At 44.6% G+C, this 23,184-nt stretch carries 21 protein-coding genes and 1 tRNA gene; 12 read left to right on the plus strand and 10 right to left on the minus strand.

All coding sequences use genetic code 11. The annotated features are described in order from the left end of the window. Positions 1-27: 27 nt before the first annotated feature. A complete protein-coding gene (locus FD27_RS02685) occupies positions 28-1,500 on the plus strand; it encodes an MFS transporter (protein WP_057749397.1) in 1,473 nt (490 codons plus the stop codon). 47 nt (positions 1,501-1,547) lie between these two features. Here the strand turns inward: FD27_RS02685 and FD27_RS02690 are convergent, their stop codons facing one another. Further along, on the minus strand, positions 1,548-2,873 hold the full coding sequence (locus tag FD27_RS02690; protein WP_057749141.1) for a replication-associated recombination protein A: 1,326 nt from the start codon (positions 2,871-2,873) through the stop codon (positions 1,548-1,550). A 151-nt stretch (positions 2,874-3,024) separates the two neighbouring features. Here FD27_RS02690 and FD27_RS02695 point away from each other — a divergent pair, with 151 nt between their 5' ends. Further along, positions 3,025-4,008, plus strand: coding sequence for an alpha/beta hydrolase (locus FD27_RS02695; RefSeq protein ID WP_057749145.1), 984 nt, complete (start codon positions 3,025-3,027; stop codon positions 4,006-4,008). Positions 4,009-4,028: 20 nt separating this feature from the next. After that, positions 4,029-4,601, plus strand: coding sequence for a DJ-1 family glyoxalase III (locus FD27_RS02700; RefSeq protein ID WP_057749147.1), 573 nt, complete (start codon positions 4,029-4,031; stop codon positions 4,599-4,601). 177 nt (positions 4,602-4,778) lie between these two features. On the opposite strand, the gene FD27_RS02705 is transcribed toward FD27_RS02700, so the two are convergent. Then, a complete protein-coding gene (locus FD27_RS02705) occupies positions 4,779-5,741 on the minus strand; it encodes a 2-hydroxyacid dehydrogenase family protein (protein ID WP_057749150.1) in 963 nt (320 codons plus the stop codon). Positions 5,742-5,823: 82 nt separating this feature from the next. Then, on the minus strand, positions 5,824-8,409 hold the full coding sequence (gene mprF, locus FD27_RS02710; RefSeq protein ID WP_057749152.1) for a bifunctional lysylphosphatidylglycerol flippase/synthetase MprF: 2,586 nt from the start codon (positions 8,407-8,409) through the stop codon (positions 5,824-5,826). A 125-nt stretch (positions 8,410-8,534) separates the two neighbouring features. Between mprF and FD27_RS02715 the strand changes: the two genes are divergently transcribed. Next, positions 8,535-8,609, plus strand: a tRNA-Asp gene (locus tag FD27_RS02715). Between the two features lie 71 nt (positions 8,610-8,680). Further along, the gene (locus FD27_RS02720; protein ID WP_057749155.1) at positions 8,681-9,538 is read left to right on the plus strand and encodes an RluA family pseudouridine synthase; all 858 of its coding nucleotides are present in this window, start codon (positions 8,681-8,683) and stop codon (positions 9,536-9,538) included. Positions 9,539-9,627: 89 nt separating this feature from the next. On the opposite strand, the gene FD27_RS02725 is transcribed toward FD27_RS02720, so the two are convergent. Both FD27_RS02725 and FD27_RS02730 read right to left on the minus strand, forming a co-directional pair. Continuing rightward, positions 9,628-10,329: a DUF4811 domain-containing protein gene (locus tag FD27_RS02725; RefSeq protein WP_057749158.1), complete on the minus strand. Its 702-nt coding sequence runs from the start codon at positions 10,327-10,329 to the stop codon at positions 9,628-9,630. After that, on the minus strand, positions 10,326-11,768 hold the full coding sequence (locus tag FD27_RS02730) for an MDR family MFS transporter (RefSeq protein WP_057749400.1): 1,443 nt from the start codon (positions 11,766-11,768) through the stop codon (positions 10,326-10,328). The genes FD27_RS02725 and FD27_RS02730 overlap by 4 nt, the downstream gene beginning before the upstream one ends. Positions 11,769-11,957: 189 nt before the next feature. On the opposite strand from FD27_RS02730, the gene FD27_RS02735 reads away from it, so the two are divergent. From FD27_RS02735 to FD27_RS02750, 4 genes are all read left to right on the plus strand, one after another. Then, entirely contained in the window at positions 11,958-12,398 is a 441-nt protein-coding gene (locus FD27_RS02735) for a MerR family transcriptional regulator (RefSeq protein WP_057749161.1), read from the plus strand. A 69-nt stretch (positions 12,399-12,467) separates the two neighbouring features. Further along, positions 12,468-12,821 carry a hypothetical protein gene (locus FD27_RS02740; protein ID WP_057749164.1) on the plus strand — a complete coding sequence of 118 codons (354 nt, stop codon included), beginning with the start codon at positions 12,468-12,470 and terminating at the stop codon, positions 12,819-12,821. Positions 12,822-13,043: 222 nt separating this feature from the next. Continuing rightward, positions 13,044-14,903, plus strand: coding sequence for a ribonuclease J1 (gene rnjA / locus FD27_RS02745; RefSeq protein WP_057749167.1), 1,860 nt, complete (start codon positions 13,044-13,046; stop codon positions 14,901-14,903). A gap of 121 nt (positions 14,904-15,024) precedes the next feature. Further along, complete coding sequence (locus FD27_RS02750) at positions 15,025-16,218, plus strand: CPBP family intramembrane glutamic endopeptidase (RefSeq protein ID WP_057749170.1); 1,194 nt, start codon at positions 15,025-15,027, stop codon at positions 16,216-16,218. A gap of 61 nt (positions 16,219-16,279) precedes the next feature. On the opposite strand, the gene FD27_RS02755 is transcribed toward FD27_RS02750, so the two are convergent. The 5 genes from FD27_RS02755 to FD27_RS02775 form a co-directional block, all read right to left on the minus strand. Beyond that, complete coding sequence (locus tag FD27_RS02755) at positions 16,280-16,933, minus strand: amino acid ABC transporter permease (protein WP_057749173.1); 654 nt, start codon at positions 16,931-16,933, stop codon at positions 16,280-16,282. Positions 16,934-16,946: 13 nt separating this feature from the next. Beyond that, entirely contained in the window at positions 16,947-17,585 is a 639-nt protein-coding gene (locus FD27_RS02760) for an amino acid ABC transporter permease (protein WP_057749176.1), read from the minus strand. Further along, positions 17,585-18,415 (minus strand): transporter substrate-binding domain-containing protein, encoded by an 831-nt coding sequence (locus tag FD27_RS02765; RefSeq protein WP_057749179.1) that lies wholly within the window; start codon positions 18,413-18,415, stop codon positions 17,585-17,587. The genes FD27_RS02760 and FD27_RS02765 overlap by 1 nt, the downstream gene beginning before the upstream one ends. Positions 18,416-18,426: 11 nt before the next feature. Further along, complete coding sequence (locus tag FD27_RS02770; RefSeq protein ID WP_057749182.1) at positions 18,427-19,167, minus strand: amino acid ABC transporter ATP-binding protein; 741 nt, start codon at positions 19,165-19,167, stop codon at positions 18,427-18,429. A 164-nt stretch (positions 19,168-19,331) separates the two neighbouring features. Continuing rightward, entirely contained in the window at positions 19,332-20,867 is a 1,536-nt protein-coding gene (locus FD27_RS02775) for a multicopper oxidase family protein (RefSeq protein WP_083482676.1), read from the minus strand. 220 nt (positions 20,868-21,087) lie between these two features. Here FD27_RS02775 and FD27_RS02780 point away from each other — a divergent pair, with 220 nt between their 5' ends. The 3 genes from FD27_RS02780 to FD27_RS02790 all read left to right on the plus strand — a co-directional run bounded on the left by FD27_RS02780 (position 21,088) and on the right by FD27_RS02790 (position 23,134). Continuing rightward, complete coding sequence (locus FD27_RS02780) at positions 21,088-21,564, plus strand: universal stress protein (protein WP_057749185.1); 477 nt, start codon at positions 21,088-21,090, stop codon at positions 21,562-21,564. A gap of 199 nt (positions 21,565-21,763) precedes the next feature. Beyond that, positions 21,764-22,432, plus strand: a complete 669-nt coding sequence (locus tag FD27_RS02785; RefSeq protein ID WP_057749188.1) for a VIT1/CCC1 transporter family protein — start codon at positions 21,764-21,766, stop codon at positions 22,430-22,432. Positions 22,433-22,447: 15 nt separating this feature from the next. Further along, complete coding sequence (locus FD27_RS02790) at positions 22,448-23,134, plus strand: VIT1/CCC1 transporter family protein (RefSeq protein ID WP_057749191.1); 687 nt, start codon at positions 22,448-22,450, stop codon at positions 23,132-23,134. The last annotated feature ends 50 nt before the right edge of the window (positions 23,135-23,184 follow it).

Below are 23,184 nucleotides of genomic sequence, written 5' to 3' on the forward strand. Positions count from 1 at the left end.
TTTATATTCGTGAATGGAGATGATGATTTGGATCTGGCACGACGAAGAACAATTGTGACGGGCGCATTACTACTGTCTAACATCATGGCAGGAATGGATGGGACGATTGTCAATACAGCCCTACCGGCGATTACTAGTGATTTGCACGCCATTCAATACATGGGCTGGATTGTGGCCATTTTCCTCTTTGGAATGGCAGTTGCCACGCCCTTGTGGAGCAAGTATGGTGAGCATAAGGGTAACAAGCAGGCATATATTACGGCCACATCATTATTTATGGTCGGGGCCATTTTCCAAGGGTTAGCCCCCAATATTGTCTGTTTTATTATTGCCCGGGCAATAATGGGGATTGGCGCTGGTGGAATGAACACAATCCCGTTTATCGTCTATGCTGAAATCTACGCTAACCTAAAGCAACGGGCGACGGTGCTGGGGATTTCATCAGCTTGTTTTGGAACAGCCTCAATCATTGGACCGCTCCTTGGGGGCTGGATTGTTGATACCTGGAGCTGGCACTGGGTCTTCTATGTCAACATCCCGATTGCCCTGGTGGCCATTACGATCGTGGCTATCTTTTACCAAAACGTCAAGAAACAAGCAGCTGGTAAGCCCGTTGACTATCTTGGCGCTTCATTACTGGTAGTCAGCCTGATTCTGATCCTCGTAGCTGTTCAATTGATCGGCACGATTTCGTCCTTGATCGTAGTGGCCCTCGCCATTATTGGTTGTGGCCTCCTGTACTGGATGGTTCGCGTAGACCGTCAAGCTGTGGATCCAATTGTCCCTAGTCGGTTGTTTACCAACCATGAACTCGTCCTAGACTTTCTGCTCTTCATTATCATCTGGGGATCCTTCATTGCTTTTATTATCTATATTCCAATGTGGGCCCAGGGGATTCTCGGTTTGAGTGCCCTGCTTGGGGGAATGACCCAGATTCCAGGAGCGTTTACCAATTTCTTGGGTTCAGAACTGGTCCCCTTTGTCCAAGACCGGTTAAATAAGTATCAGTTGGTTTCCATTGGCGCCTTCACCATCTTCGTTGCTTTTATGGGCTTGATGATCGGTGGTCAGCATTCGCCATTTTGGCTGTTACTTATCCTTGGGGCTTTTGAAGGCTTTGGGGTCGGTCTTGTATTTAACATCTTGCAGATCAATGTCCAAACGGATGCGGAATTGCAAGATGTGCCAATCGCGACCTCAATGGGTTACTTGCTTCGGATCTTAAGTCAAACTTTCATGTCAGCAATCTACGGGGTTATTCTGAATCATTCTCTTTTGTCCGGAATTCAACATGCCCACTACCACATTACGATGGGGATGCTTAACCAACTGTCAAATGCGAGAACTGCCAGTCATCTGCCCACTGTCCTATTGCCGGAGATGCGGCAAATTCTTTATAGTGGGTACCATAATATTGTGGTGACGGCATTGGTATTAATCATCATTGCTTTAATTTTGGTCCTGACGATGGCGGTCAAGAGTCGCCGACAAATAGGATAATAAATAAAAGATCCAAATTGGTTTTTCGCCAATCTGGATCTTTTATTTTAGTCGTGATGTTGCCGGTGCCATTCAGCAATTTGTTGCAACCGGGCTTTGAATCGATCTTCGCGCCCTTGTTCAGTCGGGTGGTAGAAGTGCTGACCAACTAATTTGTCCGGCATCGTCTGCATATTTGTTAACTTATCCTTGGTATCATGAGCATACTGATAATTTTTACCATAGTTCAATTCTTTCATTAACTTGGTTGGTGCGTTCCGAATTTGGAGTGGTACAGGAAGGTTCCCACTCTTTTTAATTGCTGCATGTGCTTCTTGACGAGCAACATAAGCAGCATTTGATTTAGGGGCTAATGAAAGGTAGATGACACATTCCGTTAAGTGAACGTCACATTCAGGCATTCCTAAGAACTGACAGGCCTGGAAAGTGTTAATAGCAACGTTGAGGGCATTAGTATCAGCTAAGCCAATGTCCTCACTGGCAAAACGTACGAGGCGACGAGCAATGTAAAGCGGATCTTCACCACCATCAATCATCCGTGAACACCAATAAATGGCGGCATCAACGTCACTGTTACGCATTGATTTATGGAGGGCGGAGATGATGTTGTAATGTTCTTCACCATGTTGGTCATAGCGGAGTGATTTCGTATTGATAATTTGACTAAGATCAGCTTCACTGACTGTTACTTGGTGATCCTGCCGGTGACCGTTTAAGACGGCCATTTCGAGAGTATTCAAAGCTACGCGGGCGTCACCATTGGCAAAGACGGCAATTTGCTGGAGAAGCTCATCGCTGATTTTAATGGTTAGGTTAGGGAATCCATCAGGATGGTGGAGGGCTCGCTGAAGGACTTTGACTAAGTCGGCAGTCGATAGTGATTTTAGAACAAAGACCTTGCACCGCGATAGTAAAGCCGAGTTAATCTCAAAAGACGGATTTTCTGTTGTTGCCCCGATTAAGATGATACTTCCGCGTTCAACGAAGGGGAGAAAGGCATCTTGTTGGGCCTTATTAAAACGGTGAATTTCATCGATGAAACAGATTGTCCGTTCACCATATTCGCGGTTTTGTTCTGCCTCTTGCATGATCTTACGAATATCCTTGATGGAGCTCGTGACGGCACTAAAGGTAACAAAGTGTGATTTTGTCTGATGAGCAATGATTTCAGCGAGGGTTGTTTTGCCGACGCCGGGTGGACCCCAGAAAATAAGCGAAGAAATTTGGTCGCTTTCAATAAGATCACGTAATACTTTTCCATCACCAATCAGCTCGTGTTGTCCCATAAATTCGTCCAGGGTGCGTGGCCGGACCCGATTAGCGAGCGGTGTATTTTTATTATCTGGTTGATTAAATAATGATTCTTGGTGCATAAGTCTACTGCATCTCCCTTTTTCTAGTTTAAAATATATTTTTAATAATTTGAATACTGTCTTTCGACTTAATCGTGTTACGATTAAACTAGTATTTATCGACATTCTAGGCTGATATGTCTAGTGAATTTCACAAAGGAGCACTATGCTCATGAAGAGGTTATCAAAATTACACCAAACAATCGCTGCCCAGTTGGCGAATAATTTTAGCCATAGCGTCCGTGACTTGACCAAGTGTGGCGATCACCGTTCCCGGAAGGCCACCTTTGTTGAGATGGGGATTCAGTTGAGCGAATTCAAGAAGAACTTAGAGGATCCGGAGCGGTTTGCCAAGGTAATTAAACAGGCGGAAACGGATAATGCAGAAGAATTCGCTTTACCCGCCGTTAAGTTTACGGTGACGGTCCGGGAAATGGGACAAGCGCCGATGCCCACCTTTGTTTTAAATGAACATGATGAAATGCAATCAACCATTATCTATCTGCCAGGTGGAGCATTTTTTGCTCAACCGATGAAGGAACAATGGGAGTATGCTAACCGGCTGGCGGAAAAAACTGGCGCACGGGTATACGTAGCCGTTTATCCCATGCTTCCCCAGCATAACTTTAAGGCCGCCTATCAAGCAATTAGTCAGCTATACCAGCAGATTTATGCCCACACCCCGGCGAGTGATATTACAATTTTAGGAGACTCAGCAGGGGGGAACCTTGCGGCTGGTTTTTGTGAATACTTAGCCGCCAAGCAACAGCCGCAACCGGGAAGATTAATCTTGATTTCCCCGTGGTTGGATTTGGACCTGAAAAATCCAACGATTGCTAAATATGCGGATGCCGATGTCACACTATCAGTAGCTGGCTTACGGCGGGTCGCCAACCTGTGGGCTGATAATACTAATCATGATAATTACCAACTAAGTCCGATGAATGGTGATTTATCTAGTTTTCGCAGGGTAATGATTATTGCCGGGACGCGTGAAATTATGTATCCCGACTGTGCCCGGTTCGTTTGTCGCTTACGGAAGGCCCAGATACCTGTTCAATTTGAAGTTGGTCGGGACCTTTTCCACATTTTCCCAATTTACCAAATCCCAGAATCAGATGCTATGATGAATAAAGTGAACGCATTTTTACACTAATTAGATTGGAGGAATTATTAATGGCAACAGTTGCAGTTGTATTTGCTCCCGGTTGTGAAGAAGTAGAAGGCTTAACTGTCGTAGATGTTTTACGCCGGATGGGGATCGATACTAAGATGGTTGGCCTAGAAGGCATGAAGGTTCCTGGTGCCCATGGAATTGAATTAACCTGTGATGAGGTCTTAGGGGACCAATTATTAGATTATGATGTTGTGGCCTTCCCTGGCGGTCGTGGCGGTGCTGAAAAGCTGCGCGATAATGATCAATTGATGAAAATTATGCAAAAGCGTCAAAAAGCTGGCAAGTGGGATGCTGCGATGTGTGCTGCTCCCATTGCTTTAGCTCGTTATGGGGTCTTGGATGGTCATGATTATACCTGCTTCCCAGGCTTTGACCAACAAATATCCAAAGAAGTGCCAACAGCTCGTTTCCATGAAGATATTACTGTAGTGGATGTCGCTGGCAAGGTTATTACGTCACGAGGACCGGCAACGGCACTTGCTTATGCCTACCAAATTGCTGAGATTCTTGGTTACGATACCAAACAAATTAAGCACGAGATGTTGTATGATTACCTCGCTAAGGAAATTTAATTATTGAATTGCGACTAACCAGAACTTGACGGAAGTCATTTATGACTTTGTCTTCACATCTCAGCAAGCAAAAGAGGGCTCTAGCGTTCGGTTTTTACGAACACTAGAGCCCTTTGTGTACTCTGACACTTTTAATTATAAAGGGAACTATCCCCGTTATTTTAAATTAAGTTGCTGTTATTTATTCACAATGTACTGGGCACTTTCACCCTTCAAAACGTTGAGGGCGTTGCCAGCAACAATTTTGGCCATCGCATCCCGCGCTTCAAATGAGGCGTTCCCAATGTGTGGGGTCAAAATGACATTCTTCAATTTCTTAAAGCCATCCGCCACGTTTGGTTCTGCTTCGTAGACATCAAGAGCAGCCCCGGCGAGCTTGTGGCCCTGCAATGCCTTCAGTAAGGCATCCTCATTTAAGACAGGCCCCCGTGCACAATTAATGATCATTGCGCTGTCCTTCATCATTGCAAATTGTGGAGCATCAATCATATGATGCGTTTCAGGAGTCAGTGGGCAGTGAAGTGTTACAACATCGGCCCGCTTAAGTAATTCATCTAGGCTGACGTATTCAGCATTGTAATGGGCTTCGGTTGCTGGATCAGCTTGGTGACGCTGTGTGTAGATAATCTTCATATCGAAGGCGTGCAACCGTTGAGCAACCCCACGGCCGATACTGCCTAAACCAACAATTCCCAATGTCTTGCCGGCTAATTCATGACCCAGGAAGAAGAGCGGGGCCCAGCCATCAAAGCCAATTGTCCGCATTCGATGGTCACCCTCAACAATCCGCCGCATTAACGCAATAACTAAACCAGAAGCCACTTCGGCTGTTGCTGTCGAAGAAACAAATGGCGTGTTAGTAACGTCAATGCCCTTGGTCCGAGCGTAGTCCGTATCAATATTGTTGAATCCAGCACCAAAGTTGGCAATTAACTTTAGATTTGGTGCGGCATTAATAACATCTTTGTCGACTTGCGTGGAGAGTGGGGTAATTAAAACCTTGCAATCGGTGACGTGCTTTAATAATTCATCTTTGGTAATCAGACCATCACCATCAAATACTTCATAATCAATGCCTGCTTGATCAAGCATCTTGCTTGCAACTTTTGGTAATTTAGCTGATAGATAAACAGTAGCCATATTATTCGCCTTCCTATAATAAAAAAATAGCCAAGTAACCGTTTACAAGGCTATTATAGGTCAATTGTGAAAAATCGGCAATTTATGCTCGTAACCACCAGAAGAGCAGGCGCTTCTCTGGCTGGTCAGCGCGCTGGTTGACAACTGTGACTAGACTAATCATTGAGCTAATGATGGAAGCTCGTTTCCGGAAAGCAGTATAGCGGGAATCCCATTCGTCAGCATACTTATCTTTATAGCGCCGTAATCCTTGGAATCCATACAGGCGATAACCGTATTCGTAAATGAAGTGGGCAATCTTTTCACCCAGGAAGGAGAATTGGTATTCACCAACATTGGATAATGGTGCCATTCCCAAGTCGAAGTATGTGTAGTCATTCTCTTGTCCATATAAGAACATACTGATGAAAATTTTATCCATAATCCCAGATGGGGCTTCGTGACTGTGGCGCATCAGGTCAATTGTTAAAATCCGCTTACTGCCAGTTGGCATAAAGGTAGCAAAGGCCACTAGCTTGCCATCCTTATCACGGACGGTCCCGACAGGTGCTTGCTGAATGTAGTAGTTATCAAAGAAACCAAGGGAGAAGCCCTTTTCAATTTGCTTGCCTAGCCAGTCATCTGAAACGGCCTTTAGTTCCTTCATGAAGTGGTCATCAAACGGTGGCTTCGCCACTGCAAATTGGTAACCTTCGCGATCAAACTTGTGCATCAAAGCCCGTTGTGATCGTTGACGTTTTCCAGCAAGCGTGAAGTCAGCTAGTTTAACTAACCCCGTTTCGCCAGTTTTAATGAAGTCAAAACCAAACTCATGGAGAAGCATGGTCATTTCCCCAGAGACTTCGTAAAAGACCAATTGGTAACCGTAACGATCGGCTTCAGAAATGAATTGACGGAGTGCCGGTCGAATCATGTTCTTATTACCGACCGGATCCCCCATGATAATGAGGTGGTCGTATTTTTGACGGTACATAAAGAAGAGTTGGTCCTGTCCTTGATCCTGGTAATAGTATAGGTTCTTATCACGCAGGAAAGTCAGGTGACTGATCTGACTACCCCCAAACTGCTTAATCACAGCTCGTGCTCGATCAGCATCAAATGAGTGAATCCCGCTAAATGGATCGAAGCCCCCGGTAAAGTACCGCAACATAATCATTAGAAGAATTAACCCAATTACCAGCCCCAGTAGTCCAGATACCCAGACTTTCTCACCAGGAAAGAGGAAGAAGTTCGGGACGCGGTGCAGTTTTGAATATTCAGGTGAGTTGATAACCCCAACGATCACATAAAGAATGCAGGACCCCGCAAAAATGGCTAAGTCGATCATAAATTTACCAATGGAGTATTGGAGCTTCACTCGGTATAGTTCGTGCTTAGACAGAATGATCAGGAACAGGACAAGGGCCAGGTAGATGGTCAGACTAATCGTCCCTAAGTTCCAAATAGTATTGGCAATCCCAATCACCAGGAGAACTAAGGCCGGCCAGTACGCCTTAGCCACCTTCGATTCAATTCCTCGAGCGACTGCGAGCAGTGCCATGGCAAAAAGCACAGAACTGAGTTGGTGGAGGAAGAAAAAGGTGAACGGGTATAGTTGAGCGAGAAATTTATTCTGCGCCGTGAGGTCAGGTACCGAGGCTGCCAAGAGCATTAATAATCCTGACATGTACAAGAAAAGGGTTATTAAGAAATGGGCGGTGTTTTGCAAAATGGTTAATGGCAAACCATCAAAGTATTCATTAACTTGGGTAGCTAAATTGTGGAGGAACATGATTCCCGCAATGACTAATGGAACAATATAGTAGAAAATCCGGAAGAGGAGCAACCAAATGATGATTGTGGGTCGGGTCACACCAAGAAGTGACAGTTCGAACATCATCATAACATCGAAGGACCCCAGTGCTCCTGGAATCATGGAAATAACTCCCAGCAGTTGGGCCACGACATACAGTGGTAAGACAGCAATGAGGTTTTGCCGAACACCTAGGCACCAACCAACTAATAAGAAGAAGAGGGCCACAAACAACCATTCACATGTGGATGAAGTTACTAGCAATCCCTCAATCTTAGGGGTTACGTCTTCAAAGACTTTGTTGTCGTTAACTAATGTAAAATAGAAAACAATCGGGAAGTATAATCCTCCGGCAACGAGCCAGATGGCATATTGGTTAAAGTGTCCACCGTGATGGAAAACAAACATAATGATTAATGCAAGCCAGCACAGGACCGATAATCCTGATAAGAGGAAGACTGCAATCTTTGAAATGGCGAGCAAGATGTCTTTACGGCTGGCACTCTTCCGATAAAAGTAGCCGCGCATTGTCGCCCCCAGGACACCACCGAAGCCAGCAATATTGGTGAGAGTGTTGGTAATCCACCCGCAACGAATGATATAGCTTCGCTTGAACTTGCCTGGTAGAAAATGAACGATGGCAAAGTCATACCCCAACATTGGGATGACGGCAATGATCCCCATTACCAGTAATAACAACAGTGACCACCATGATAAATTGGTGAGGCCAACCCCCACTTTATGCCAGTCAACTGTTTTAAAAAAGTCGGTCAAAGCATGGACAACAAATAAGACAATTGAAACTACAAAAACAGTCTTAATTATTCGTGAATACTTTTCCCACCAAAACAGGAATCGGTTATAAACGGCTTTCATAATATCCCCCTCAACATTATTTCTAAAGAACATTATAGGGGAGATGAGACGGATAATCATCCTTTAATTAAATTGTTTATTGACAGGATGACCGAAGTCACGTATACTTTTATTTGTTGTCAAATGGTCCGTTGGTCTAGTTGGTTTAGGACGCATCCCTGTCACGGATGAGATCACGAGTTCGAGTCTCGTACGGACCGTCATATGTAAGCAAGAGGCTGGGAATTATTTCCCGGCTTCTTTTTCATACTCAAATATTATGGAGGATAGAATGGAAAATACTTGGCAATATCAAGGAACCGAACCGATTAAGATCAAGAAATATTTGCAGTCGCTGGGGATGGGGCATCGCCTGTTTAATGACCTGAAGAATGGGCAGGGCGAATTCTTAGTTGACCACCGGCAAGTACGGCCAACAACAAAAATCCTTCCGAACCAACCGTTGACAGTGATTGCTCAGCCAGAGCCCCGTGACCAAGCGGTGAAGCTCAGCGATCAGCCACTTGATATTGCCTATGAAGATGATAATTGGTTAGTCATCAATAAGCCAGCTGGGGTGACTTCAATTCCCGGGCCATCTGTGGATAATGGTACTATTCTAAACCGGGCTGTTAACTACCTAGTCCAGCAAGGATCACCCGACCAGCGGCCCCACCTAATCACCCGCTTAGATCGTTATACGGGGGGCTTACTATTGATTGCCAAGCACCATGTTGCTTCCAGTATGATCAGTCAGCAGGTCCAACAGCACAAGATGTTGAAAGAATACACGGCCTTTGTTTCCGGCACTTTTAACGATGATCATGGCATTATTAACCGACCAATTGCCCGACGGGAAGGACAAGCTCAACGGGTGATTGCGGAAGACGGTCAAAAGGCTGTTACTGAGTACTGGGTTGAAGAGCAGAAAGCCAACTGGGCTAAACTGCGGGTTCAATTACATACCGGTCGAACACACCAGATTCGGGTACACATGGCCGCAATTGGACACCCGTTGATTGGGGATCACTTATATGGCGGAGACACTTCTCGCTATCAACATCAACGCCTGTGGGCAACAAAGATTTCATTTCAGGACCCATTCACGTTAACACAGCGGACGTTCACTTGTCCCATTCCACAAGAATAAAAGGGGTTGAGAAAAACAGAATGTTTTTCTCAACCTCTTATTTGTTACTAGTAGTTTTGAATGCCCTGGGTTACTTCCAGCTTCTTTTATTATTTCAGCTGGCTTTTAATCATTTGGCTCATGAATGCCTGTTCGGCTTGTCGGGAAACTTGCTGTATTTGTTGGGCACTCATCTGCGGATCCTTTGCCATTGCCGCTTGCACTTTATTTGTGACGAAAACCTGGGCTTGATGCTGCATAGCATCACCTGCTTTGCCGGCCTTGGTTTGGAGCTGCTTGGCCTGACCAGTTGTAACCTTAATATATGATTGCGGATAATTAATCACGTTTGTCCGTTCAATCAAGGTACCATCCATCCCGGACCACATGTACAAAGCCTTATAAAATTTATTTTTAAAGTACCACCGCGTCTCAGTAGTTGTTAACTGTGGTTCTTGACGATTTGAAAACTTCATTTTACTGGTGGTGTATTCATTAGCCTGGGTATGATGAGTCTTGCTGTGCTTCAAGCTGGTTTTATAGATAAAAACATTATCTTTACCACTATTCCCAATAGGCTGGTAAATTGCTAACGGTAGCTTGCCACCGGCAGAGTAAACCGTTTTGGTTGTAGTTGTGGTTACTGTATGCATTCCAAAGTGATGACTGTAGTTTAACGTCATCAGAGTAGTTGAGCCCACGAAAAGGAGACCAAAGATCACTGTCCCAACAATACGGGACGGACGGTGGTTAATAAACATGACACAAGCGAAGAGGGCCATCGCAGAGATAAACATCAGAATGATAATCATTTAGCATCCTCCTCTCCCACAATATCTTGAGAATCAAGTTTTAAGTGAATGCCATTACCACTGGTGACAAAGAACGTTAGTACCAGACCGGTCAGGGCAAAGACAATCGCAAACCAGAAGGCAGCGTGGTAACCAATCAAAGTAGCATCAAACATCTTTGACTTATATTGCAACGGTGCGGCCGCCAATAATGAATGGGCTGGCTTATGATTATTTGTAACGTTCGTCAGTACAGAAATCATGATCGCAGTCCCGACAGAAGTGGCTACCTGCCGCAAGGTGTTGTTAACCGCAGTCCCATGTGAAATTAGTTTATATGGTAAGGAGTTCATTCCGGCAGTTGTGACCGGCATCATTACCATAGAGATTCCGAACATCCGTACGGCATACAAGAACACAATGTAAATGATGGGGGTGTCACGGGTAATGAAGGCAAAAGGAATCGTGCCAATGGCGAGAATGAACATTCCCGTGATCGCAAGTCGACGGGCGCCGTGACGGTCAAAGAGATTTCCCGTAATGGGGCTCATGAGTCCCATAAAGAGGGCACCAAATAAGAGGGTGAGCCCGGAATGAAAAGCAGACATTCCATGGATAATCTGCAAGTACAGCGGAATTACTAATTCAACCCCGACCATGGCCATCATTACGATGGAACTCAGAACAGTTGCTAGGGTGAACTCGCCACTTTTGAACACTTTGAATTCCAAGAACGGTTCTTCGAGTTTATTTTGCCGTAACACAAGGAAGGTGACTAAGATGGCCCCAACGATAATCGTGGTGATTACGACGGAGTCAGTCCAGCCGTCGTTCCCAACACTAGAAAAGCCGTATAGCATACTACCGAATCCCGCCGTTGAAATGATAACGGATAACCAATCCAGGTGTGGCTTTTGATTAGGAATGACGTTTTTAACTAAGAACAGACTGGCAATAATCACAACAGCTGCGATTGGGACGATCATCCCGAACAGCCAACGCCAGCTGAAATTATCAATTACCCATCCAGAAAGGGTCGGGCCAATCGCAGGGGCGAGGCCAATGACCAGTCCATTGATCCCCATGGCGGCACCCCGCTTTTCAGGTGGGTAAATAGTCAGCATGATATTCTGCATGAGGGGCATGGTAATCCCAACACCTAGGGCTTGGATAAGCCGTCCGCTTAATAAGACCGGGAATGATGGCGCTAACCAAGACATAATTGTGCCAATTTCAAAGACCGTCATTGCAATGACATATAGTGTCTTTGTGTTAAAACGGGAACTAAGGTAGGCACTGATTGGAATCATAATCCCATTCACCATTAAGAACCCAGTTGTCAGCCACTGAACTGTTGAAGTACTGATATTGAAAGCAGTCATCAGAGCAGGGAAGGCCGTGGACAGGATGGTCTGGTTTAAGATTGTACAAAAGGTCCCAATCAGGAGAACCAGAACCATTAGACTTCTGTTATATGGCCGATTATTGATATCGACAGTGACAGATTGTTGATCCACCAAGAAAACCTCTTTTCGAAAAATAGTCAATGCAAATCAATATAAGACTATTCGACATCATTGTCAAATTATTTGACAAAAGTAACTGATTTTATCATAATAATTGGCGGTTATAGAAAGTGGAGGTATTTCATGAAAGCTTTAGCAGAACGATTTCGACAAATGATGAGTCAACATAATTTACGAATTACGATGTCCCAATTATCAGAGATGACGGGGGTATCACCGAGTCAACTCCGTTATTGGGAGAAGAAACACTATATTCGCTCTGAGCAGGGTGAGAAAAATCAAAACCACTTGTTTCCTATTCAAATGCTCTACCGAGTATGCACAATTAAATTCTTTTTAGACCAGGGATATACATTGACCAACGCTGTGCAAAAAGCTGAAGCACATCGGGAGTCAATTAAGTTATTCCGTCAATTTGTTGCTGACCAGCAGTTACATGTCAATCAAACGGGCCCTAATAAAGCTGAAATTAGTATTGGAAAGATTGCAGAAGACCCGGAAACGGAGGTATATGCCACTATCAATGGTGATAAGACAGAATTACACCTCCGTAAGCAGGGATGATTTAACGTTCCATACTTGCTTGTGGTATGGTATAAATGATAGCTTTAGACGATTATAGGAAGGACAGCGATGAGCTTGGCTGAAGAAGTATCTTACAGTAAGTTGAACAGTAATGCCGCAAAGAAAAATGCATTACAGGCATTTATCTCTTTTTATGTTGACCAATATCGGCGCAATAACCTGGAAATTCTCGGTGCTAAAGTATCAAACAAGGTTATGAGCACGATCAACGCCATTCTGCATGATAATTTGTATATGGCCCATGATGAATTGGTAGCTACTAGTGAACGACTCTCAAAGCCAGCCTATGAGGAAATTCTTAATGAACTGACTGACCTGAAGTTTGATGCATCTGGTGAACCAGCAACACCATTTCACCAATTATGGCAGCAAGAAGAGGAATCTTTACCAACTGAAGATTAATTACAACGCCGAGGAGGTTTTTAACCTGCTAGGCGTTTTTGATTTAGCTGATTTCTTCCGCCAGTGACCGACTTATGGTACAATACAAATAGTTTTACGTGCGATGAAAAATAAAACTAAATAACGAACCAACTTAGACTAATCTTCGGCATTAGGCTAGTTATTTTCGTTAACATTCCTAAAACTACAAATTATTTTAGAAAGAAAGGTAAAGACATATTTATGGCGAAACTGAATATCAAGAATAATGAAGTTGCCTTTTACGCCATGGGTGGCCTTGGCGAAATCGGTAAGAATATGTACTGTGTTCAATTCCAGGACGAAATTGTCATCATCGACTGTGGGGTCCTTTTTCCTGAAGATGAGTTGCTTGGGGTTGATTATGTCATTCAAAACTATGACTACTTGATTGAAAATAAGGACAAAATCAAGGGAATTTTTATCACCCACGGTCACGAAGATCACATTGGGGGATTACCATTCTTCCTGCAAAAGGTTAATGTGCCAATTTACGCAGGTCCATTTGCAATGTCCTTAATCAAGGGTAAGTTGGAAGAAAAGCACTTGCTTCGGAATGCAGAACTGCACGAAATTAATGAATTCGATGAAGTCCACTTTAAGAAACTGTGGGTCAGCTTCTTCCGGACAACCCACTCAATTCCTGATACCTTGGGTGTGGCAGTTCACACGCCACAAGGAACGATCATTCAAACTGGGGACTTTAAGTTTGACTTGACACCAGTTGGTCACCTTCCTGGTCCAAATCTTCAGCAAATGGCTAAGCTGGGGGATGACGGCGTCCTGCTATTAACTTCCGATAGTACGAACGCTGAGCGTCCACAGTTTACGAAGTCTGAACGATGGGTTGATATCCATATTCGGCGGATTTTCGAACGTATCAAGGGGCGGATTATCTTTGCTTCCTTTGCTTCTAACGTTTACCGTTTGCGGGAAGCATCTGATGCCGCAATTGCGCAGGGACGTAAAATTGCCGTCTTTGGGCGGAGTATGGAAAACGCCATTGCCGCTGGTCAAGAACTTGGTTACCTAAAGATTCCCAAGGATTCCTTGATTGACCAAAATGAAATTAACAATTATCCGCCTGAAAAAGTCATGATCATGTGTACTGGTTCGCAGGGTGAACCAATGGCGGCTTTAAGTCGAATTGCCAACGGAACTCACCGGCAGATTAGTATCCAACCTGGGGACACTGTTGTCTTCTCTAGTAACCCAATTCCAGGAAACACCACCAGTGTCAACGCCCTGATCAACAAACTAGAAGAAGACGGGGCGGAAGTTATCCATGGTTACGTTAACAATATCCACACCTCTGGACACGGTGGTCAAATTGATGAAGAGTTTATGCTGCGGTTAATGAAGCCGAAGTTCTTCGCTCCGGTTCACGGTGAATACCGGATGCAAAAGATTCACACTAAATTAGCTGAAATGACTGGTGTTCCTCGTGATCACTGCTTTATCTTAGCTAATGGTGACGTTTTGGCATTGACCAAGGATTCTGCCCGCGTAGCTGACCATATTGACTCTGCAGGGGATGTTTACATCGATGGTCGTGATGCTGGTGATACTGTCGGTAACCCCGAAATTCATGAACGGCAACTGTTGTCTGAAGAAGGGGTGGTTACGGCCATCGCTGTTGTCGACTTGAAGGACTACCAGATTGTTGCGGGGCCAGATATCGTTTCCCGGGGATTTGTTTACATGCATGAATCCCAAGAACTAATCAAGGCCGCCAACCACGAAGTCTTCTGGGCAATCTTAAACACCTTTAAGAATCATAAGCGGGTTGACCGGCGAGCCTTGAACCGGACAATTATTTCTCGCCTGCAGAAGCTGCTTTATGCCCGGACCGGGCGGCGGCCAGTGATCATTCCAATGATTACGATTTTGAATGGTGATAAGCATTACGAAAACCACCATTACCGTCAACCAAGCAATAAAAAGAAGAATCACCGCTCTCAAAATGCTAACCAAAAGCAGGAAGAGAAGCAGGTCCATTCTCATCATCGGGCTCACCACAAGAAGAATAACAAACAGGAGCAACCTGTTGCTGCTGGTGAATAAATATATCAATCGTTCTGAGAAATTAAGCGCTCAGAGCGATTTTTTGGTAATTAGGGCTAAAAAACAATCAATATATTTGGTATGATCAATTTTAGTAACTATTTAATTTGGAGGAATCTCGATGACTGGAAGAGACTACTTAAAAATCTGGTATCGGGTTCAGATTGCCGCCACCTTAGTGATTCTATTCATGATGATTCGGAACTTTGAACTTGGTCGTAATATTTGGCTCCGTCTGTTGTGGATGGTAATCATTTTGGCGATTGGCCTAGGAATTGAATTGACACCACACTTACCACCCATTGTTTGCCGAGTTAACGCTTGGCTCCAGGCAATTGCCCAGTCGGTCATTTTAACCTTTGCCTGGGGTGTTATTACCCGGGAAATGATCGTTCTTCTGCATATGCCATCACGGGGTGTTGTCTCACTGATGATTTTGTTCTACTTCGTGATGTACGCCCCCTTTGCAAGTGTCATTGGTGGGCAGCTGCATGCAGACTGGGAACGGTTCTTATTTGTATTGTGGATGTTTTGGAACGTCATTTATCCGTACTTTAACTTGCCACTGGACTTGATTAATAATCCAAAGTTATCCGCCTTACTAACTACTGGAGCAGTTGGCGCGATGGGTTACTTCATTCTTATCACTACGGTTATGCGGGCATGGCACCTATCATGGCCGGGCTTGAAGCCACACTTTAGCGGCGACTTCAACTGGTGGATTTTGTTACTGCTTGTTGTGCTCTTCTTCGTTGCTGCCTTGGCGCCATTGTTTTCTGGATTCAAATTGCCGAACCACCAACGAGTCTTTGAACTGACGTGCACGGCTTTTGAGTCTGGAGTTGGTGAAGAAACCCTATTCCGCTTTGCTCTTATGGGAGTGCTTTTTGATGCCCTTCATAACGTCCAGCAGCGTCTTCCGATTGCCTTGGTGACTTCAGCAGTACTCTTTGGCTTGATGCATTTGAGTAATATCTTGCTTGCTGGCCAATCGGTGCCGCTAACCATTTATCAGGCACTGAATGCCACACTAGTTGGCCTTTTCTTGGCAGTTACGTATGTCTATACCGGCCAATTATGGTTGGTAATGTTAATGCACTTCACTAGTGATTGGATTAGCTTTGTTACTTCTAATAGCAGCAAGATCGTCGGGACATTAACGAGTGTTGACTGGTTATCATTATTACTGATTGCTGTGGTAATCATCGTGTTAACAATTTGGATGATGTTTGGCCAACGCCGTAATGTTATGGAACGTCACGTTGATCGCTTAACAGGTAAACACCAGCACTTTGGCTTTTCAATTCAATACTAGAGATACAAAAAGACCGTCATCCTCGTGATTTACGAAGGTGACGGTCTTCTTTTGTTCTAATTTAGGCCATGTGGTGGTCTAAATAGCGGGCAAGGAGCGACAGAGAATAACAAACGATAAAGTACATTACCGCTAATGCGACGAACATTGGAATAATGTAATTCGTATTTTGCCCGTAAATGATTTGTGCATGGTACATCAATTCTGGAAGTACGATAATGGTTGCCAGTGACGTATCCTTAACTAACGAAATAAACTGTGAAACAAGTGCGGGCAGCATGTTCTTAATTGCCTGTGGTAAGACGATTAGGCGCAAGGCTTGCCACTTGGTCAATCCGTTAGCTAATGCCCCTTCAGTTTGTCCATAATCAATTGATAGAATTCCTGAACGCACAATTTCCGCGACCATGGCAGATTCAAAAATCGTCAGGGCCATAATGGCGGCCGGAATGATTTCTGGCTTGATCCCGATGTTTGGTAAACCAAAATAGGTGAAGAAAATGATCAACAGGAGTGGCAGGTTCCGGATCAGGTCAATAATAAAGCCCACGATTGCTGAAACGTAATGGATCTTTTCATAACGGATAATGCCGAGTAGCGTCCCGATAATAAAACTACAAATAATTGAAGCAACAGAGATTTCAATCGTGATCCATAATCCCTGGAGAAGGAAGCGCACGTTAACCCATGAATAAGCATCAATAAAATTTTGCATGTTCACGCCTCCCCTAAGCTAATTTCTTTTCCAAGTGCCGCATGTAATAACTTAACGGCAACGTAATGATTAGGTACATGATACCAACGATGAAGTAGGTTGGAATCGTCTGCAGAGTATCATTGGCAATCATGTTTCCCTCATACATCAGGTCAAAACCAGCCACAAAGGCTAAGACAGAGGAGTTCTTAACCAGGTTAATAAATTGGTTACCGAGCGGTGGAATGATTACTTTGAATGCCTGCGGAAGGATGATGTAACGCATTGCTTGGCCCGTGGTTAATCCGTTCGCCAACGCCCCTTCCAACTGACCGGCTTCCACTGAATTGATGCCGGCCCGCACTGTTTCGGCAATGAAGGCCGAAGTGTATAGTGTTAGGCCGATCGTTCCAGCAGTGAAGCCGCTAATCTTTGTAAAGTACATGGGTACAATCAGGAAGAAAGCCATCGCAATCACCAGCAAAGGGATGTTCCGAAAAACTTCAACATAGACAGAGCCGATGATCCGAATTACTTTATATTTGGAAATTTCCAGAAGGGCAAAGAAGGTTCCAATGATCAGACTGCCGATTAAAGCAATCACACTACATAATATTGTGTTCCAGAGGCCGCTCAGGAGGGATGGCCACTGGCTACTAATAATTTCTAACATTATCGTTTCATCTCCTGATAGTTAAATCCTTTAACGTTTCCGAACCACTTTAACAGGAGCCGGTTATATGTCCCGTTTTTCTCTAACCGAGCCAGTGCCCAGTTGAGCTTATTGCGGAAACGCTGCTGGTTCTTATTAACCGCAATTCCGTATGGTTCCTTGGTAAAGTTACCACCAACAACTTCGTATCCAGGGTTTTCACTGGCCATCCCGTAAAGAATCCCATTGTCAGTTGTCAATGCTTGACCCTGCTTTGATTTAAGGGCAGTCATTGCCTGAGCATAATCCGATAATTGCAAAACCCGCGCCTTGGGTGCAATCTTAGCAACGTTTTTAACTGAGTTGGAACCAGAAACTCCAAGGATTACGGCCCCCTTATGGTTCAGATCCTGAATATTCTTAATGGGGCTCCCTTTTTTGACTAGTAGTGACTGGCCGGCGTCAAAGTATGAGTGGGTGAAATCAACCTGCTTTGCCCGGTCTGGCGTAATCGTCATTGTGGCCATGATGGCGTCAATATTACCATTCTTTAATAGCGGTACCCGCGTACCCGAGGTGACAGGAACAAACACGCACTTACCATCTTTTCCGAGGATTTCCTTCGTCATTGCCTTGGCGAGGTCAATTTCAAATCCCTCGAGTTTGCCTGTCCGGATATTTTCCAAACCAAACAAGCGGGTATCAGATTTAACACCCCAGGTAATTTGCTTACTCTTCATATCTGCGGAGAGAACGTCGCGTTTTGCAACTGACTGGTTACTACAGCCAGCAAGGCCACCAACGGTCAGAAGGACAGCACAGAGAGCAATCCAATGCCATAATTTTTTCATTATGCTGCCTCCTAGTGACCACTAATTTTACTCATGAAGTCACGCGCCCGTTGGGTACTTGGCTGGTCATCGAAGAACTTGGCGGTGGAGTCATCTTCCAAAATCCGGCCATCTGCCATGAAAATAACTCGGTCAGCGACGGCACGAGCAAAGCCCATTTCGTGGGTGACCACAAGCATCGTCATATTTGAGTTTTCGGCAATGTCTTTCATAACGTCGAGCACGTCATCGATCATTTCAGGGTCGAGGGCACTGGTCGGTTCATCAAAGAGCAGGCACTTAGGCTTCATTGCCAAACTCCGGGCAATTGCAATTCGCTGCTTTTGACCACCAGAAAGCTGTGCGGGCATCTTTTCAGCTTGGTTTTCCAACCCAACTTTTTTGAGCAACTGCATTGCTAATTCCCGGTTTTCTTCTTCTGGTCGTTTTAAGACAATCCGTGGCGCTAGCATAATGTTCTCTAGGACGGTTTTATTGTTGTAAAGGTTAAAGTGCTGGAAAACCATTCCAACATCCTTACGAATCAGGTTAACGTTGGTCTTCTTATCAGCAAGGTCGAAGCCGTTAACGATTAGTTGACCATCGCGAATGGGGTCCAGACCATTAATTGTGCGAATCAGGCTACTTTTGCCAGAACCAGATGGGCCGATCAAGACCACCGTCTCCCCAGCATCGATGGTGAGGTTAATGTCCTTGAGTGCATGGAATTTACCATAGTACTTTTGGACATTGTGGAATTCAATCATTGACATTTTCTTAAAATCCCCCAATGTAGTTTATAAATTTGTTAATGAAACATTCTCAAACGCCTCTAATTATAGAACTTTTATATGGTTGTGAACAGCTTCTCAGAAAAAGAAAAAGCACCATCACCACAACGGAATTGTTGTGGTAACAGTGCTTGGAGAATGAAGTATTACATTTCCATTCCCATCTTTTTATAGGAATCCATCCCGCCGAGCCATAGCTGGTCCATTGGAACGTGGCGTTCTTCAGCGAAGGCCTTCATCAATGTCATGTGATCCATTAATTTGTATTTCTTATCAGGGTCCGCAGGGTCAATGACTTGTAGCTGGGCCATCATGCCGCCATCTTCGTGTTCGATGATGTGGCAGTGATACATGAAGACACCAGGAACATCGAACCAGAGCTTGATTTTAACGTGTTCGCCTGGGTTAATAGCAACGGTATCCTTCAGCCCTAATTCGTTTGGATAAGGTGCGTGCCCATCACGGGAGATGACTTCAAAGGCCGTCCCATGCATGTGATAAGGGTGGATCATGCCTGGAGCAGGGTTAGTGTTGCAAATATCCCAAATTTGAACTTGGTTCAGTGGCATCTTGAAGTCAATCCGGTCCATCTTAAACTTCTTACCGTTCATGGCTACTGATTCATCCATTCCATCAAGGGTAACGTGGTGAACTGGTACATCAGGGTCAACTTCTGGATCTGGCCGCTGGTATAGGGTGTTAGGTAAAACAGTATTGTCAGGCTTGAATTCGTGGATTCGGAAGTGAATCAATGGAACATCGTCGGAGTATAAGATGACTTCATCGCCAGGCTTGTACTTGCCGAAGTCAACGATAATTTCTTGACGTTCTGCACAGGTAATAAGCAGCTTATTCATCTTGACGGGGTGTGGTAATAGGCTCAGATCACCAGCAATTTGTGTAAATGGCAGGTCATCAGAGAAGTGCAACCGCCATTCACGACGGTTAGCACCATCTAAGAAACGGAGCCGTACTTTTTGAGTAGTGACATCGAAGTAGGGGTTGATCGTCCCATTGATCATTGGCGTTGGACCGGCAACACCATCCGGATCGTAATCGGCCCGGTAATCCCACTGGTTATTTTCGTGGAAACGCCGGTCTTGCAAGATGATTGGCAGGTCATCAACACCGTAGTTGCGTGGCAATGGCAGGCTTGCTTCGTGCTCATCCTGAACAATTGCTCCAGCAGCAAGACCATGCCAAACTTGTTCGGCTGTTGATGGACACGGGTGAGCGTGGAGCCAAACAAATGCGGCCGGTTGGTTGATCTTAAAACTGACGTCCCGACTTTGGCCAGGATAAACTGGAGCGTGACAACCACCATCTTCAATTGGTCCGGGGATTGCTAAACCGTGCCAGTGGAATGTGGTGACTTCTGGCAAGTGGTTGACCAGGTGTAAATGAATGGTCTTCCCGCGCTTAAAGACAACCGTTTGTCCGAGCAGTGGGGCATTGTATCCCCAGGTCTTTGTCTTTTGCCCAGGGAGTAATTGTACTTCACCGGTTTGAGCAACAATTGTGTAGTACATATCTGTTGCGGTTTCTTTATCGGGCTTTAACAAACTAGGAATGTTTAACGGCTTTTGTTCCGTTTGGGGTTCTTCCAGGGGAACATAACCGCCATCATGGTAATTGTAGGCTGCTTCATCATAGAAGTAGTTGGTAATCATATCTTCTGCCATGTTGCGACCTCCTTAATATTAGGTACTCTTTTATCATAATCGTCTTGACGGTAAAATGCTATTGATTCAAATAAGAATTTTAAGCTTCACCACTTTAATTTTAGGATAACCAAAATAATATATTTACAAATGCTAGAACAGTAGTAACATAGTAGATGAATCTTTACTGCGATCGAGATAATCAATTGATCGTCAGGACCACAGAGAGGGGAATCATTTCATGTTTGAAATCAAGCCAAAGCGATTCAAGAAGATTTTAGTCGGTGTTGATGACGCACCTGATGCCCGGGCAGCTTTTTCATACGCTGTTGATAAGGCTAAGCGTGATGGCTCTGAATTAGGCATTGTTTCTATTTTGGAAACTGGTAACGTTAATGTTTACCAAATTCTGGATAAGGACTACGTTCACTCTAGTTCCGATGAACTGAAGAAGCGTATTAATGAATATGTCAAAGCTGCTGTCAACTATGGTGTGGATGCAAGTAAGATTACCGCTATTGTTGACAAGGGTGACCGTCCAGCTGAACGGATCTGCAACCATGTTATCCCAGCCTTCCAACCAGACTTGTTAGTTGTCGGTTCTATTGGTAAGTGGGGTAATCGGAAGGCAGTTGGTTCACAGGCTTCCTACATGACTAAGCATGCCGGAACTTCGGTCTTCGTTATCCGGACCACTGCCATTGAACGTTACGAATAATTTTCCGTTTTCTAACTGATTTTAGAAATAAAGGAGCTTCACGAATGACTCGTGGCTCCTTTTTTGGTTGGAATAATTATTTGGAATCCTTATAACTTAGATAAATCTTTTATAAGAACGACTATTGGTAATCTGAATAAACATGTTATAATGATTCTAATTTAATTTTAGAAGGGGATAATCAAATGGCAAAGAAAAAATGTCATTAGCCCAAAAGGTCAACGTTTTGCGGGCCAGTGTGATGGGTGCTAATGATGGAATTATTTCCATTGCCGGGATTGTTATTGGTGTTGCTGCGGCGACTAGCAATGCTTACGCAATTCTGATTTCTGGCTTATCGGGGACCCTGGCCGGAATGATTTCAATGTGTATGGGAGAATATGTTTCTGTTTCTACCCAGAAGGATTCACAAAAGATGGCCTTGATTTCTGAACGGCAACGGTTGGCTGACCAATACCAGGAAGAGTTTGACTATGTCCAAAAGAAGTATGAAGGCCAGGATATTGATCCTGCTTTAGCTAAACAGGCGACCCAGGAATTAATGGACAAGGATGCGTTAGGCACAGCGGTTCAGGAACGGTATGGTTTTAACCCGCGTGACTTCACCAGTCCATATGCAGCCGCAATTGCTTCATTTATTTCTTTCCCAACGGGGTCAATTTTACCGATGGTTGCCGTGACAATGTCACCAACAAATGTGCGGATCTTAGCGACAGCCATTGCGGTGCTGATTGCACTATTAATTACTGGTTACTGTGCAGCCGTTCTGGGCCATTCGAACCGGCTGAAGTCAAGTATTCGAAACGCGGTTGCTGGTCTGTTGACGATGGGGGTAACCTACGTCATCGGGCAATTATTTGCACGCTAAGGAGGGGTGAGCTAGATGACTAAAATTAAACGCCAAAAACAAACAATGGAAGAAAAGCTCAACACCCTTCGTGCCGGTGTTTTGGGTTCTAATGATGGGATTCTAACCGTTGTCGGGGTCCTTGTATCTGTTGCTGCGGCCACAACGAACCGCTTTACCATTTTTATTGCCGGCCTGTCTGACTTGCTGGCGTGTGCCTTTTCAATGGCTTCCGGTGAATATGCTTCTGTTTCTACCCAGAAGGATACTGAACAGTCAGCCGTTGAAGCGGAACAACGGTTACTTAAGACTGATTTTGCGGCTGAATTAGATGCTGTCAAAGATTACTACGTTCAAAAGGGTGTTTCTGAAGCAACGTCCATGAAAATCGCCAAGGATTTGCTCAGTAAGAAGCCCCTTCAGACCGTTGTCCGGGTTAAGTATGATATTGAATTAGGCCACTACCTGAACCCGTGGGATGCGGCCTTTTCATCCCTGTTTTCCGCTGCTGCTGGTGGGATTTTCCCACTATGCGCCATGACTTTTGCACCAGCAGCTTATAAGTGGTATGCCGTTATTTTAGCGGTTGTCTTAACGAGTGCGCTGACCGGATTCATTCCTTCCAAGTTGGGGAATGGACTGGTAAAAGTTGCCGTTATTCGGAACATCATTATTGCTTTAATCACCGTTACCATCCACTACTTCGTTGGTAAATTGTTCTAAACGAATTTAACGTAATAGAAAAAATCACCCCAGCTTTTCGTAGCCGAGGT

Origin of the sequence: Limosilactobacillus frumenti DSM 13145, from assembly GCF_001436045.1 — a bacterium.
Taxonomy (GTDB): Bacteria; Bacillota; Bacilli; order Lactobacillales; family Lactobacillaceae; genus Limosilactobacillus; species Limosilactobacillus frumenti.